Genomic DNA, 13707 nt, shown 5'->3' on the forward strand with positions numbered 1-13707 from the left:
TTTATTCTGTAGGATTGGAAAAGTAATTCTGCAACGCCAGCCCTGATCGCAGCATTTGTCTGAGTTCCTTTTCGGGTTTTTGGCGGCGGCAAAGCCGCCAAAAACCCGAAAAGGAACAGTGCAGAGAACAGGAAAAGTTCCTGAAAACTGAATCATTTTAAGCATATTTTAAATTAATTTCACACCACAAAATAAGAATGAGGAATTGTCTCGCTTTTTTTTATCTTTGCAAATTACAACGTTCTTAAATGAAAAACATACGAAATTTTTGCATAATCGCTCATATTGACCACGGTAAAAGTACTTTGGCAGACCGTCTTTTGGAGTATACTAATACAGTTACTCAGAGAGAGCTGCAGTCTCAGACCCTGGATGATATGGATTTGGAGAAAGAACGTGGGATTACCATTAAGTCTCACGCCATCCAGATGGATTATGAATATAAAGGAGAAAAATATATCTTAAACCTTATTGATACCCCGGGACACGTAGACTTTTCTTACGAAGTTTCCCGTTCTATCGCTGCCTGTGAAGGTGCACTTCTTATTGTAGATGCGGCACAGAGTATCCAGGCGCAGACCATCAGTAATCTTTATCTGGCATTAGAAAATGATTTGGAGATTATTCCAATTCTGAACAAAATAGATCTTCCATCAGCAAACCCTGAAGAAGTTACCGACGAAATTATGGGACTTTTAGGCTGTAAATATGAAGATGTCCTTAGAGTTTCGGGAAAGACAGGAGAGGGAGTTCATGATTTGCTTGAGCAGATTGTCAATAGAATTCCTGCCCCGGTTGGAGATCCCAATGCTCCGTTACAGGCATTGATCTTTGACTCTGTTTACAACCCGTTCAGAGGGATTGAAGCTTATTTCAAAGTAGTCAACGGAAGTATTTCTAAAAACGAGAAAATCAAATTTTTTGCTACCGGAAAAGAATATGGTGCTGATGAAGTAGGAACTTTAAAGCTAAAGCAGGTTCCGAAAAAAACGATTGAATGTGGAGACGTAGGGTATATTATTTCTGGAATTAAAGATGCAAGAGAAGTAAAAGTAGGAGATACCATTACCTCTTTTGTGAATCCTGCCGCTGCTGCCATCGATGGTTTTGAAGAAGTAAAACCAATGGTTTTTGCAGGGATTTATCCTATTGAATCTGAAGATTTTGAGGAATTAAGATTCTCACTGGAAAAATTAAGACTGAATGATGCTTCTCTGGTTTTCGAACCGGAAAGTTCGGCAGCACTTGGTTTTGGTTTCCGTTGCGGATTCCTGGGCATGCTTCACATGGAAATCGTACAGGAACGTCTTGAAAGAGAATTTGATATGAACGTAATTACTACAGTTCCCAACGTTTCATATCATGGGTTTTCTAAAAAAGATCCTGAAACAGCAATTCTAATCAACAACCCATCAGAAATGATTGATCCCAATCTTTTGGATAGAGTTGAAGAACCCTATATAAAAGCTTCTATTATTACAAAATCCGATTTCGTGGGTGCTGTAATGACGCTTTGTATTGAAAAAAGAGGGGAGATTGTTAACCAGAGTTATTTAACGGCAGACAGGGTAGAATTAACATTCAATATGCCTTTGGCAGAAGTTGTTTTCGACTTTTACGACCGCCTGAAATCTATTTCTAAAGGGTATGCCTCATTCGACTACTCTCCGATAGGAATGCGTTCCTCTAAACTGGTAAAAATGGATATTCTGATCAATGGTGACATGGTAGATGCTCTTTCTTCACTGATCCACGACAGTAATGCCTATTATATTGGTAAAAAGATGTGTGAAAAGCTTCGTGAGCTGATCCCTAGGCAGCAGTTTGATATTGCGGTTCAGGCAGCATTGGGGGCGAAAGTTATTGCCAGAGAAACCATCAAAGCACTGAGAAAAGACGTTACCGCAAAATGTTACGGAGGAGATATCTCCAGAAAGCGTAAACTTCTTGAAAAGCAGAAAGAAGGTAAAAAGAAAATGAAGCAAATCGGAAGGGTAGAAGTCCCTCAGTCAGCATTCATGGCAGTATTGAAATTAAATGATTAATATAAAAAGACCGGTAATTTTTACCGGTCTTTTATTTTAGAAAGTTCGCTGTTTCTCCGTGAGATTGGCTTGTATTACCAAAGCTCCGAGTCCGAGAATCACTTCGGCGATGCCTAATGTTCTGATAAGATTGATCCCGCATACGAGACATTCAGGTTCCGGGAAAGGCTTTTTCCCCACAACAATGATCAAAACTCCTCCTATGATGATAATGACCACGATAAAGGCTCTTAATAATGTTTTCATGATGGTATAATTTTTATTTTCTATACCAAAGTTGAGCCTATCTGTCATGAAATCTATAAGGAAAATCACTGTTTTATAGAAGTGGTTTCTCCGGTTTTTATTTCTTTTTGGTGAATTTTATTTCCATGGTTTTATACTCCTTCCCTGTTTTAGAATCAGGGCCGTACATTTCCATAGTATGATTGTTGGCATCAGTGAAAGTGTAAACCTCCCTGAAATCACAGTCTTTTCCAGGTCTTGCCGGATCTGTCATTTTACCTTTCAGTTCAATAGACTTTTTAGAAGGGTTCCAGTCTCCTTCCGCATGCATGATTCCCGTTCCCATGTTATCAATCCAGGTGCTTACAACCTTTTTCTTAGTGTTATCGTAGCCCATTATACTCATCCCTTCAAACGGCATTCCCATAAAGCTTCCTTTGTAGGTGCTGTGCTGATATCTGCCACCGAAGATCATTTTATTGGTGCATTCAGACTGGCTGGTTATGGGTTTTGCACCATTCTCCATCCAGCTTGTTGTCGCTCCGGTCCAGTTTCCGTCATATAATGCTAATATTTTGTGCATTTCACCAGGAGTGGCATATTCCATCCAGGCTTTCGTTGCAGCAGCAGAATCCACGGGCTTCCATTCTGCAGAATCTGTTTTGGCTGGGCCTTTTTCATTTACAGGCTTTCCTTTTTCACAAGCAGTCAAAAGAAAGACCATTGAAAATAATAACAATAGATTTTTCATAATCATTTAATTTTAAGTAGGTTATTGTGAATAAAGTTAGCTAATTTTATTATTCTGCAATTCTTTTTTTTGATGTCGTTTATAAACCTTACCTTTGTGTATTCATAACGCAAACTAAATTATGGGATCTCCAAAAAAAATTCAGGATATTAAAGTAGCTGTCGATGCTGTTATTTTCGGTTACTTTGATAAGCAGGATCTTCAGATTCTCTTAATTAAAAGAAAGATTGATCCTTTCAAAGGAGGGTGGGCACTCCCGGGTGGTCTTGTTCTGGATGATGAAAACCTGGATGATGCAGTAAAAAGAGAACTTCACGAAGAAGCAGGTATAAAACCTGATTTTCTGGAACAACTCTATACCTTTGGTAACGTTGGCCGGGATCCCCGGAATAGAGTAGTTTCTGTGGCTTATTTAGGCCTTGTGAACCCATCCTATCATGAACTGTTTGCAGACTCTGATGCAGAAGATGCCCGGTGGTTCAGTGTAAATAAACTTCCGGCACTTGCTTTCGACCATAAATCCATTATTGATATTGCGTTAAACAGACTCCGTACCAAGCTTCAGTACCAGCCTATCGGCTTCAATCTTCTGAATGAAGAGTTTCCATTTTCTGACCTTGAAAATCTTTACAAAACTATTGTTGGACGTGACATAGACCGCAGAAATTTTCGCAAAAAGATCATGAGTTATGGTCTGCTTAATGAAACAGACCATGTTAAAAAAGAAGGCAGCGGAAGACCAGGAAAACTTTTTACTTTCAACCAGGAGAAGTATGAAGAGCTTGAAAAAGAAGGATTCTATTTCGAGATCAAATAACTTTCCATTCAATACAGATCCTCGTATAAATTTATATCAGAAATCTCCTATTTCCTCTTTTAAATAAATTAAACTAGTATTTTAGTTTAATGTGTATTTGTGCTACTTGTGAAAACATTAGTGTCATTCGTGTTTCAAATTGGATTTGAAATATTTATTTTTTTTATTTGATAATCAGCAGTTTAAATATTTAGTGTTAAAATAACGCAAATAAATTTTGTTCATAAATTTATATTGTTTTACATTTGTGTAAGAATAACACAATAGCCAAACATAAAATAATATCATGGAAAAAACAGAACTCCACCCACAGATATTTCTGATCGAAGATTTTCTGACTTCCGAGGCCTGTGATGAATATATGGCAATGGCAGAAGGAGAAGAATTTGAAGAAGCTAAGATCAATATGAATGGACGGCAGATGATGAGCAAAGGAATCAGAAATAATGACAGGCTGATGATTTTTGACAATGTTTTGGCAGAAAATCTTTTCAGAAAGGCGGCAGAACTTCTTCCCCAAAAACATGAGAACTATAAACTTCAGGGTTTTAATGAAATGTTCAGGGTTTATAAATATTCACCTGGGCAACGATTCAAAATGCACAGAGACGGAAGCTATATCCGCAATGAACATGAAAAAAGTTTCTACACTTTCATGGTTTATCTGAATGATGACTTCGAAGGAGGAGAAACAGAATTTGAAAATTTATTCACAGTAGCCCCAAAGAAAGGATCAGCATTGGTTTTTTACCATCCACTAAGGCATGAGGGGAAAACTCTGATCAGCGGACAGAAATATGTTTTGAGAACCGATGTAATGTATTTCAATAAGTAATAATCTGTAATAGGATATGAATTACTATGTCTGTTCTAATTAGTGTGAAAATAACACAAAATAAGTAAAAGATGGAAGACCAACTAAAACCAAGATTCATCGAGTCATTACAGAGAAATAATGATCAGATAAGAGAAGACCGTGCCCGCATCATCGGAGCAGATTCCGAATTGATCTACAGGCGCAGGGTTGAGGATATAGAACTGAAAATAAAGAGACTGGAGAGAGAACAGGAAGGCCTCATTGATATCAGTCCTTTAGACAGGAACAGCCTCACATTTGCAGACTTTCAGCCCGAGGCATTTGTTCAGAAAGATATAGAATATTCATTAACAATCAGAAATTTAAATATTCAGTTAGAAATTGCAATAAAGAGATTCGAATATTTATTTGGTAAAACATTTTAGTCATGGGAAGTACAAGATATGATATGGACGCTCGTTTCGACAGAGCAAGAAAAGCTGGTTACGGATCTAAATCCGCAAGTGAAATTTTCACTCAAAATGCAAAAAGAAGGGCACATGAATCTATGAATCCTAAAGGTATTTCTTTCAGAGAATCGAGAGATTCTTCCGTACACCCCAATTCTGTTCCTATCATCTTAGGACTGGATGTAACAGGAAGTATGGGACATATTCCCCACGAACTGATTAAGGAAGGCTTGCCTAAATTAATGGGCGGAATTATTCAGGGCGGTGTTCCGGATCCTGCACTTTTATTCTTAGGAATCGGAGATCATGAATGTGATGCTTATCCTTTACAGGTCGGGCAGTTTGAGTCAGGAGATGAAGAACTGGATATGTGGCTTACCCGGACTTATATTGAATCCGGAGGCGGCGGAAATGCAGGAGAAAGTTATCTTATGGCGTGGTATTTTGCTGCTTTCCATACCAGAACGGACGCGTTTGAGAAGAGAAACCAGAAAGGAATTTTGTTTACCGTAGGCGATGAACCTTGCTTAAAAACACTTCCGGCATCAGCAATCAGAGAAATAATGGGAGCCGGCCAGCATACCTATACACATTTTGAACTCTTGGAAGAAGCGAGAAAGCGATACGAAGTGTATCACATCAATGTTGTGCATTCCGATCAGGCCATGAGAGCGGATAAAGGCTGGAAGGAATTGTTAGGGCAAAACTGTTTATCGATAGCTGATCACAGAGAAATCCCGGATGTAATAAAAGGAGTTATCTGCAATACATTTAAAAATAAAACCTTCGGATCAACAGACAGAGGAGGGTTGGATCATATTCAAATGTTTTAAGTCATGAAAAAGGCACAAATAGTAATAGGCTTGGGTTTTGGTGATGAAGGAAAGGGAATCACTACGGATTTTCTGGCACAGCAAAACCCGGAGTCTGTTGTCGTAAGGTTTTCAGGAGGCCAGCAGGCAGCACATACAGTAATGATTGGGGATAAAAAGCATATTCATTCCAGTTTTGCAAGTGGAGCACTTCGGGGATTGCCCTCTTATTTTACAGAGCATTGTACCATTCATCCGGTATTTTTACTGAATGAGAGAAAGGAGTTAATGGAAAAAGGAGGAAGCATTGAATTGCATATTCATCCACTGGCCAAAGTAACCACCCCATTTGACGTCTGGCACAACAGGAACAATACGAAAAACCTGGAGCACGGAACCTGCGGAAAAGGGATTGGAGCGACCATGAAAAGACACGAAAGTCCTTACAAACTATTTGCTGCCGATTTAATAGCCCCAAGAGGGATGCTGATCGAAAAATTAAAAGGAATAGCTTATTATTATGGCTTTATGGAAAACGATCAGCAGGAAGAGGCAATTCAGGATTTTCTGAATGCGGTAGATCAAATAGATTGGAAAATAGATGATTATACCTATCTGGATTCGTTTGAAAATTTAATTTTTGAAGGCAGCCAGGGAATCCTTCTGGACATGGATCACGGGGTATTTCCCAATGTAACGTATGCCCATACCACTTCAAAAAATGCTTCTGAGATCTGCAGGCTGTTGAAAATTGAGGATATTGAAATGTATTACGTGACCAGGATGTATTCCACCCGTCACGGAAACGGCTGGATGAGTAATGAAAAAGAACTGGTGCTTAAAAATAACGAAGAGGAAACGTGTGTCTTCAATGATTATCAGAAAGAGCTTCGATTTGGAGATTTAGACTATGATCTGTTGAATTATGCACTTCTTTTGGACGGAACTTATACCACAACAACCAAAAAAAACTTGATTATAACGTGTCTTGATCAGTCCGAAGAGCAATTTAAAATAGAAAATTTAAAAACAAAATTTGATAAAGTTTACGGGTCCTATTCTCCCTTTGCAAAAGACTTTAAACAAATTTTTTAAACGGAATAATGGTTTTATATTTAGTGACAGAAACCAGCCAGATAGATTTTAAACTGATGAAAAAGATAAATTATTTAAAAGGAGATGCCACCAACCCTCAGACAGAAGGAAATAAAATCATCACTCATATCTGTAATGATGTTGGAGGTTGGGGGAAAGGATTTGTTGTCGCAGTTTCAAAAAAATGGAAGCAGCCGGAGAAAGCGTATAGAGAGTGGTTTAAAAGTGGGAAAAATTTTAATCTTGGTGAAATGCAGGTCGTTAGGGTTGAACCTGATATCTGGTTTTGTAACATGATCGGGCAGCATAAAATTATGACTCATTCAAACGGGGTTCCGCCAATACGATATGATGCTGTAGAAGAATGTCTGGAAAAACTAGTTCATGAGGCCTTGAAACTTAATGCAGAAGTGCATATGCCCAGAATCGGATGCGGTTTGGCAGGAGGAAAATGGGATGAGATTGAACCGATTATTGAAAAAACATTGCTCATACATGATGTATCGGTATATGTTTATGATTTTGAACAACAAAAAATAAATGGTTAAAGCTTATCAAGAAAAAGAAAAAATAAAGCCATTTGAAGAAATATAATGAAACTAAAACTAAAAAAATATAAAGAACAACTACAATATTGGCCTCAAAAAGGACATCACCTCATGGCCCAATACGATGACGATAAAATCATTGTCTATCAGTCTTACCGAAAGAAAATTGGAGTTTTTGCTTTTGAAAATCAATATTTTGGTGGAGAATTTAGTCTGGAAAGAATGACATGGATAAAACCTAATTTTCTTTGGATGATGTATCGAAATGGCTGGGGCACAAAAGAGGGACAAGAATGTGTTTTGGCAATTCATTTAAAAATGTCTGCTTTCAAAAGATATTTAGAAAATGCGGTCTATTCTTCTTACAATGATCATTTGGGAATTTCTCAGAAAGAATGGCAAGACCAGGTGAAAGAATCTTCTGTTCGTTTACAATGGGATCCGGATCACGATCCTTTTGGGAACAAGTTAGAGAGAAGAGCAATACAAATTGGTTTAAGAAATCAATTTACCCGTTCTTTTGCTCATGAAGATATTCTTTTAATCGAAAACATTTCAGATTTTGTGAAAGAACAATATCAGTTTGTTTTACATGATGATTTGGATAATCTGATCATTCCTGAGGAAAGACCACTGCTGTTCAGCGATGAAAGTTTAAATAAAAAGTTAAGATTAAATCTGAACTAATTTGCGATGAACATTGAACTGATAAAAGGAGACATCACAAAGATCGAAGCAGACGCAATTGTTAATGCTGCTAATTCATCACTGCTTGGAGGTGGTGGAGTGGATGGAGCTATTCATCGTGCGGGTGGTAAGGAGATCCTGGAAGAGTGCATCCAGATCAGAAACCGTCAGGGAAAATGCAATACAGGAGAAGCTGTGGTTACTTCAGCAGGCAATCTTCCGGCAAAATATGTCATTCATACTGTAGGGCCTGTCTGGAACGGAGATGTTGAAAGAATGTCAAAACTTCTTTCAAATTGCTATAAAAATTCCTTACAACTGGCAGAAGGCCTGGGTATTAAAACCATCGCTTTTCCTAACATAAGTACGGGGATTTATAAATTTCCAAAAGAACTGGCCGGAAAAGTTGCTGTAGAAACAGTAAGAAATTTCCAGTCAGAGAATATCGAGAAAGTAATTTTTGTCTGCTTTGATGACGAAAATGAAATGATTTACAAAAAATTATTAGATTAAACCAATGAAAAAACTAACCATATTAAGCGGCGCAGGAATCAGTGCTGAAAGCGGAATAAAAACATTCAGGGACGGAGATGGTCTCTGGGAAAATCATAATATAACAGATGTGGCAAGTCCGGAAGGATGGCGAAAAGACAGGGAATTGGTTCTTGAATTTTACAATCAGAGAAGAAGACAGCTTCATGAAGTACAGCCCAATAAAGCCCATCAATTGTTGGCTGAGCTGGAAAAATATTTTGAGGTTCAGATCATTACCCAAAACATAGACGATCTTCACGAAAGAGCCGGATCTACAAATATTCTTCACATTCATGGAGAACTGTTCAAATCTTGCTCATGTAATAATAAAAATCTGATCTATGAGCAGAAAGGCGATATCCGGATGGGTGATAAAGCAGAAGATGGGGCTCAGCTAAGACCATTCATCGTCTGGTTTGGGGAAGATGTTCCTTTATACAAAACGGCGCAGGAAAAGGTCAAGGAAGCGGATATTTTAGTGGTTATCGGGACATCTCTGCAGGTATATCCGGCAGCAGGACTGATCCATGAGATCAAAGACGACTGTCTGCTGGTGGTGATCAATCCTAACGAAACAGGATTCGGATACGGACAAAGAGCCGTAGTGATGAAAGAATCGGCAACAAGAGGAATGGAGTTGCTTTTTGATAAACTCGTAAACCTTGCCTGATGGAAAATAGAGTAAAAGGCGGAATTTTTGGTGTGTGCATCGGGGATGCGCTTGGAGTTCCTGTTGAGTTTAAGAAAAGAGAAGATTTAAAAAGATCTCCTGTTACGGGCTATCTGGAATATATGTCCTGGAACCAGCCAAAAGGCACCTGGAGTGATGACAGTTCATTAACGCTGTGTATTGCTGATGAACTTACAAAAGGCTATAATCTGGAGAACATCGGGCAGAGTTTTGTAAAATGGAACAAGTATGGGCACTGGACGGCTCACGGGCGGCTTTTTGACATTGGAGGGACTACAAGACATTCCATTGCACGGTTGATCAAAGGAGAAAGTGCAAGATTTTCAGGAAATATTTTTGAAGAAGATAATGGGAACGGTTCTTTGATGAGAACTCTTCCCTTAGCTTATTATCTTAAAGATGAAGAAAATATTGAGAAAGTATATCAAACAGTAAAAGAGGTTTCGGCAATTACGCATGGACATTTCCGTTCTGTTTTTGCCTGCTTTATTTACATTATTTTTGCTATAGAACTGATCAAGGGGAAAAATAGAAAAGAAGCCTATAGGTATATGCAGGAGTTAGCCTTGGAATATTCAGAAAATCATGGCTTTAACCTAAAAGAGATAGAGTTATTTAATAGAGTTTTAAAAAATGATATTTCAGCTTATCCCGAAGAAGAAATTAAAAGCAGCGGTTACGTCCTTCACAGCTTAGAAGCTTCCCTCTGGTGTTTTTTAAACTCAGGAACCTCTGCTGAAGCCGTCTTGAAAGCTGTAAATTTAGGAGAAGATACCGATACAACCGGAGCTATCACTGGAGGACTTGCAGGCATTTACTATGGGTTTGAAAATATTCCGGAAGAGTGGGTTTCCGGGCTTGTCAGAAAAGATGATATTGAAGCTTTATGTGAAAAGTTTCAGAAAAAATTGATGAATTAAGACACTTATCATGAACGAAATAGAAAATAAAAGAATAAGCAAATTTCTAAGCCTTATTCTGAGACATCAACCCGAAACCATTCAGCTGAAACTGGATGAAAACGGGTGGGCAGAAGTGGATGAGCTGATTACAAAATCTGCAAAAGGCAGAATGTATTTCAGCTTTGAAGAGCTGGAAGAAGTGGTAGAAACCAATAATAAAAAACGCTTTGCTTTTAATGAAGATAAAACCAGGATCCGAGCCAGCCAGGGACATTCAATTGATATAGATCTGGCACTGAAACCGGTACAGCCACCCGATTTTCTGTATCACGGAACAGCAGAAGCCAATATTTCTTCCATTCTGGCAAAAGGAATTGAAAAAAGAAGCCGTCAGCATGTTCATTTAAGCTTAGATAAAGAAACGGCCACGAAAGTAGGAATGCGCCATGGAAAACCGGTTATTCTGACCATCAGAACAAAGAAAATGCATGACGAGGGCATCCCTTTCTATCTTTCGGCAAACGGAGTATGGCTGACAGACTTTGTTGATGCTAAATATATTTCAAAGTAAAATGAGCAGAACATTAGTTATTGGTGACATCCACGGAGGTTTTAAAGCACTGAAACAGGTTTTTGAAAGAGCAGAAGTTACTGCAGAAGACCAGCTTATTTTTCTGGGCGATTATGTAGACGGCTGGGGCGAATCTTCTCAGATTATCCGGTTTCTGATGGAGCTTTCCCAAAAGCAGAAATGTATCTTTATCAAAGGAAATCACGATGCCTGGTGCGAGGATTGGCTGTCCCTCGGAGAAAGACCGGATGTATGGCTTTTCAATGGTGGAAAAAGCACCGTTGAAAGTTATAATGATTACTCATTGGAAGACCTGGCTTTACACCTTGAATTCTTTCAGAGGATGAAAAACTATCATGTAGGTGATCAAAACCGGCTGTTTATTCATGCGGGCTATTCCTCTATGCACGGACCTGAAAAGGAAGTCTATTCCAGCAATTACCGCTGGGACAGAACCCTTTGGGAAACGGCAGTCGCAATGGATAAAAAATTAACTAGAAATTCAGAACTCTATCCGAAAAGACTGCTTTTGTACAATGAGATATTTATAGGGCACACCCCAACATTAGATATAGGAATCAATCACCCCGTCAATAAGGCCAACGTTTGGAATCTCGATACCGGAGCAGCTTTCACGGGCCTCCTGTCAATCATGGATATTGACACCAAAGAATTCTGGCAGAGCGATCCGCTTCCTTCTTTATATCCTGATGAAAAGGGGAGGAATACGGACATCATCAATATCCCATAACTAAAAAATCCGCATAGTCTGCAAAATCAGCAAGAGAAAAAAACACTCCGGAAGGCACAATAATTTGGAAAACCTTTAATCTTACAGTTAATTCTAAAAAATTGTGCCTTTTATGATAAAAAATAAAAGCTTAAACAAAATCATTAAGTAATTTTGAAGATCAAAAACTGCTTCAATGAAACTGAAATACCTCCTGATTTTCCTAAGCACATCTTTGCTTTTTGCCCAAAATTCATTTCAGACTCCTTTTGAAAAGGGAAATAAAAACCAAACGGTTACCTATGATGAAATGAACAGCTATTATCAGAATCTGGCTAAAGGCTTCAATACCATCCAATATCTTAAAAAAGGAGAGGATGATAATGGAAAACCTATTTATGTAGTGATTTACAATCCTTTTTCTGAGAAAGATGTGGAAAAACTGAGAAAAGATAAAGCCATTCTTTTTATCAACAACGGGATTCATCCGGGTGAGCCGGACGGAATTGATGCTACCATGATGCTTATGCGCGATCTTGCGACCGGGAAAATAAAAGCTCCGCAGAACTTTATCATTGCTGCTATTTCTGCCTATAACGTCAGTGGAATGCTGAACAGAGGTTCCCACTCCAGAGCCAATCAGAACGGGCCGGAACAATACGGGTTCAGGGGAAATGCCAGGAACTATGACCTGAACAGAGATTTCATCAAAGCAGATTCAAAAAACGCCAGAAGCTTCCAGGAAATTTACCAGTGGCTGCAGCCTGATGTTTTTATTGATAATCATGTGAGCAACGGGGCTGACTATCAGTATACTTTTACCTATATTTCAACCTTTAAGGAGCGCCTGGGAAATACGCTGGGAAATTATTTCTATAATGATTATCAGGCTAAAAACCTGCAGGACATGAAAAAACTAGGGTACGAAAGTACTCCTTATGTCAATATTCACGGGGACATTCCCGATGTAGGATTTGCCGCTTTCGAAGATTCACCGAGATACTCTACAGGCTACACATCGCTGTTTAACTCGTTGGGAACCGTTCCTGAAACCCATATGCTGAAGCCTTATGATGAAAGAGTGGATGCGACATATAAATATATGCTCGTGAATCTTCAGAATTTAGACAAAGAGTATAAACGAATAAAACAGCTTCGTCTTGAAAATTTGAAACAGTACAAAGCAGGAGCACAGTACGGAATACGCTGGAAGATAGATTCAACCCAATTTTCTACAATGGATTTCAAAGGATATGAAGGAAAATACAAGGCGAGTGATATTTCCGGAAAGCCAAGGCTGTATTATGACAGAAACAAGCCTTTTACCAAGAAGATCAAGCTTTTTACCACAGCAGTTCCTACCGGGTATATCAGGATCCCGAAATATTATGTGGTTCCGCAATCCCAATACCGTGTGATCGAAGAACTGAAAAGGAATAAGATCCTTATGACTGCTCTTAAAAAAGACAGTACGGCAATGGTTGAGTCTTATAAAATCAAAGACTTTAAAACAGTGAAAAATCCTTACGAAGGACATTATCTTCATTATGATACCAGTGTGGAAACTGCAAAAAGAAATTTGGTTTTTTCGGCAGGTGACTATTTAATTCCAACAGATCAGCCTGGTGTAAAATATATCATTGAAACCCTTGAACCTGAGGCATTAGACTCATTTTTTAACTGGAATTTTTTTGATGGAATCCTGGCACAGAAAGAATATTATTCCGCCTATATTTTTGAAGACACCGCTTCAGAACTGTTAAAGACAGATAAAAAGCTGAAAGATGCTTTTGAAGCTAAAAAATCATCCGATAAAAAATTTGCTGATGACGGAACAGCCCAACTCGATTGGATTTACAGAAATTCTCCTTATTTCGAAGAAAAAACATTCAGACAATATCCTGTTTACAGAATCTTATAGATTGGTATAATTTGATTTAAAATGTTGATTGTCAATGTTGAATTTACAGGTTTTTCACGCTCGCATAAAGGGTGTTTTTCCTGATAATTTTAGCACCTATTCGGACGAAATT

16 protein-coding genes are annotated in these 13707 nt (G+C 38.4%); 14 read left to right on the forward strand and 2 right to left on the reverse strand.

What is annotated here, in order from left to right:
• Window positions 1-248 precede the first annotated feature (248 nt).
• Window positions 249-2045: a translation elongation factor 4 gene (gene lepA / locus AC4IFE_RS05665; protein ID WP_111953921.1), complete on the forward strand. Its 1797-nt coding sequence runs from the start codon at window positions 249-251 to the stop codon at window positions 2043-2045.
• 36 nt (window positions 2046-2081) lie between these two features.
• Here lepA and AC4IFE_RS05670 read toward each other — a convergent pair whose 3' ends face one another.
• Both AC4IFE_RS05670 and AC4IFE_RS05675 read right to left on the reverse strand, forming a co-directional pair.
• Window positions 2082-2291 (reverse strand): hypothetical protein, encoded by a 210-nt coding sequence (locus AC4IFE_RS05670; RefSeq protein WP_034724485.1) that lies wholly within the window; start codon window positions 2289-2291, stop codon window positions 2082-2084.
• 97 nt (window positions 2292-2388) lie between these two features.
• On the reverse strand, window positions 2389-3021 hold the full coding sequence (locus AC4IFE_RS05675) for a DUF1579 domain-containing protein (protein WP_490755519.1): 633 nt from the start codon (window positions 3019-3021) through the stop codon (window positions 2389-2391).
• Window positions 3022-3160: 139 nt separating this feature from the next.
• On the opposite strand from AC4IFE_RS05675, the gene AC4IFE_RS05680 reads away from it, so the two are divergent.
• From AC4IFE_RS05680 to AC4IFE_RS05740, 13 genes are all read left to right on the forward strand, one after another.
• On the forward strand, window positions 3161-3838 hold the full coding sequence (locus AC4IFE_RS05680) for an NUDIX hydrolase (RefSeq protein WP_490755948.1): 678 nt from the start codon (window positions 3161-3163) through the stop codon (window positions 3836-3838).
• Between the two features lie 286 nt (window positions 3839-4124).
• A complete protein-coding gene (locus tag AC4IFE_RS05685; RefSeq protein WP_490755520.1) occupies window positions 4125-4673 on the forward strand; it encodes a prolyl hydroxylase family protein in 549 nt (182 codons plus the stop codon).
• Window positions 4674-4744: 71 nt separating this feature from the next.
• Window positions 4745-5080 carry a hypothetical protein gene (locus AC4IFE_RS05690; protein WP_490755522.1) on the forward strand — a complete coding sequence of 112 codons (336 nt, stop codon included), beginning with the start codon at window positions 4745-4747 and terminating at the stop codon, window positions 5078-5080.
• Window positions 5081-5082: 2 nt separating this feature from the next.
• Window positions 5083-5937 carry a hypothetical protein gene (locus AC4IFE_RS05695; RefSeq protein ID WP_490755524.1) on the forward strand — a complete coding sequence of 285 codons (855 nt, stop codon included), beginning with the start codon at window positions 5083-5085 and terminating at the stop codon, window positions 5935-5937.
• Window positions 5938-5940: 3 nt separating this feature from the next.
• A complete protein-coding gene (locus AC4IFE_RS05700) occupies window positions 5941-7011 on the forward strand; it encodes an adenylosuccinate synthetase (RefSeq protein WP_490755525.1) in 1071 nt (356 codons plus the stop codon).
• A gap of 56 nt (window positions 7012-7067) precedes the next feature.
• Window positions 7068-7559, forward strand: a complete 492-nt coding sequence (locus AC4IFE_RS05705; protein WP_490755950.1) for a macro domain-containing protein — start codon at window positions 7068-7070, stop codon at window positions 7557-7559.
• A gap of 45 nt (window positions 7560-7604) precedes the next feature.
• Window positions 7605-8246, forward strand: a complete 642-nt coding sequence (locus AC4IFE_RS05710) for a DUF4291 domain-containing protein (protein WP_490755527.1) — start codon at window positions 7605-7607, stop codon at window positions 8244-8246.
• 6 nt (window positions 8247-8252) lie between these two features.
• The gene (locus AC4IFE_RS05715; protein WP_490755529.1) at window positions 8253-8759 is read left to right on the forward strand and encodes an O-acetyl-ADP-ribose deacetylase; all 507 of its coding nucleotides are present in this window, start codon (window positions 8253-8255) and stop codon (window positions 8757-8759) included.
• Between the two features lie 4 nt (window positions 8760-8763).
• A complete protein-coding gene (locus AC4IFE_RS05720) occupies window positions 8764-9450 on the forward strand; it encodes an SIR2 family NAD-dependent protein deacylase (protein WP_490755531.1) in 687 nt (228 codons plus the stop codon).
• Window positions 9450-10391, forward strand: coding sequence for an ADP-ribosylglycohydrolase family protein (locus AC4IFE_RS05725; protein ID WP_490755532.1), 942 nt, complete (start codon window positions 9450-9452; stop codon window positions 10389-10391). Before AC4IFE_RS05720 ends, AC4IFE_RS05725 begins: the two co-directional genes overlap by 1 nt.
• A 10-nt stretch (window positions 10392-10401) precedes the next feature.
• A complete protein-coding gene (locus tag AC4IFE_RS05730; protein WP_490755533.1) occupies window positions 10402-10944 on the forward strand; it encodes an RNA 2'-phosphotransferase in 543 nt (180 codons plus the stop codon).
• 1 nt (window position 10945) lies between these two features.
• Window positions 10946-11695 (forward strand): metallophosphoesterase, encoded by a 750-nt coding sequence (locus tag AC4IFE_RS05735; RefSeq protein WP_490755534.1) that lies wholly within the window; start codon window positions 10946-10948, stop codon window positions 11693-11695.
• Window positions 11696-11870: 175 nt separating this feature from the next.
• Window positions 11871-13595: a M14 family metallopeptidase gene (locus AC4IFE_RS05740; RefSeq protein ID WP_490755535.1), complete on the forward strand. Its 1725-nt coding sequence runs from the start codon at window positions 11871-11873 to the stop codon at window positions 13593-13595.
• The last annotated feature ends 112 nt before the right edge of the window (window positions 13596-13707 follow it).

It is taken from the genome of Chryseobacterium sp. UF-81 (assembly GCF_058245105.1).

What these genes read in the sequence shown, in the direction of transcription:
- AC4IFE_RS05705 (WP_490755950.1), top strand. Translation starts at nt 7,068, where the DNA reads ATGAAAAAGATAAATTATTTAAAAGGAGATGCCACCAACCCTCAGACA.
- AC4IFE_RS05725 (WP_490755532.1), top strand. Translation starts at nt 9,450, where the DNA reads ATGGAAAATAGAGTAAAAGGCGGAATTTTTGGTGTGTGCATCGGGGAT.
- AC4IFE_RS05685 (WP_490755520.1), top strand. Translation starts at nt 4,125, where the DNA reads ATGGAAAAAACAGAACTCCACCCACAGATATTTCTGATCGAAGATTTT.
- AC4IFE_RS05730 (WP_490755533.1), top strand. Translation starts at nt 10,402, where the DNA reads ATGAACGAAATAGAAAATAAAAGAATAAGCAAATTTCTAAGCCTTATT.
- AC4IFE_RS05735 (WP_490755534.1), top strand. Translation starts at nt 10,946, where the DNA reads ATGAGCAGAACATTAGTTATTGGTGACATCCACGGAGGTTTTAAAGCA.
- AC4IFE_RS05740 (WP_490755535.1), top strand. Translation starts at nt 11,871, where the DNA reads ATGAAACTGAAATACCTCCTGATTTTCCTAAGCACATCTTTGCTTTTT.
- AC4IFE_RS05720 (WP_490755531.1), top strand. Translation starts at nt 8,764, where the DNA reads ATGAAAAAACTAACCATATTAAGCGGCGCAGGAATCAGTGCTGAAAGC.
- AC4IFE_RS05670 (WP_034724485.1), bottom strand. Translation starts at nt 2,291, where the DNA reads ATGAAAACATTATTAAGAGCCTTTATCGTGGTCATTATCATCATAGGA.
- AC4IFE_RS05710 (WP_490755527.1), top strand. Translation starts at nt 7,605, where the DNA reads ATGAAACTAAAACTAAAAAAATATAAAGAACAACTACAATATTGGCCT.
- AC4IFE_RS05695 (WP_490755524.1), top strand. Translation starts at nt 5,083, where the DNA reads ATGGGAAGTACAAGATATGATATGGACGCTCGTTTCGACAGAGCAAGA.
- AC4IFE_RS05690 (WP_490755522.1), top strand. Translation starts at nt 4,745, where the DNA reads ATGGAAGACCAACTAAAACCAAGATTCATCGAGTCATTACAGAGAAAT.
- lepA (WP_111953921.1), top strand. Translation starts at nt 249, where the DNA reads ATGAAAAACATACGAAATTTTTGCATAATCGCTCATATTGACCACGGT.
- AC4IFE_RS05700 (WP_490755525.1), top strand. Translation starts at nt 5,941, where the DNA reads ATGAAAAAGGCACAAATAGTAATAGGCTTGGGTTTTGGTGATGAAGGA.
- AC4IFE_RS05675 (WP_490755519.1), bottom strand. Translation starts at nt 3,021, where the DNA reads ATGAAAAATCTATTGTTATTATTTTCAATGGTCTTTCTTTTGACTGCT.
- AC4IFE_RS05715 (WP_490755529.1), top strand. Translation starts at nt 8,253, where the DNA reads ATGAACATTGAACTGATAAAAGGAGACATCACAAAGATCGAAGCAGAC.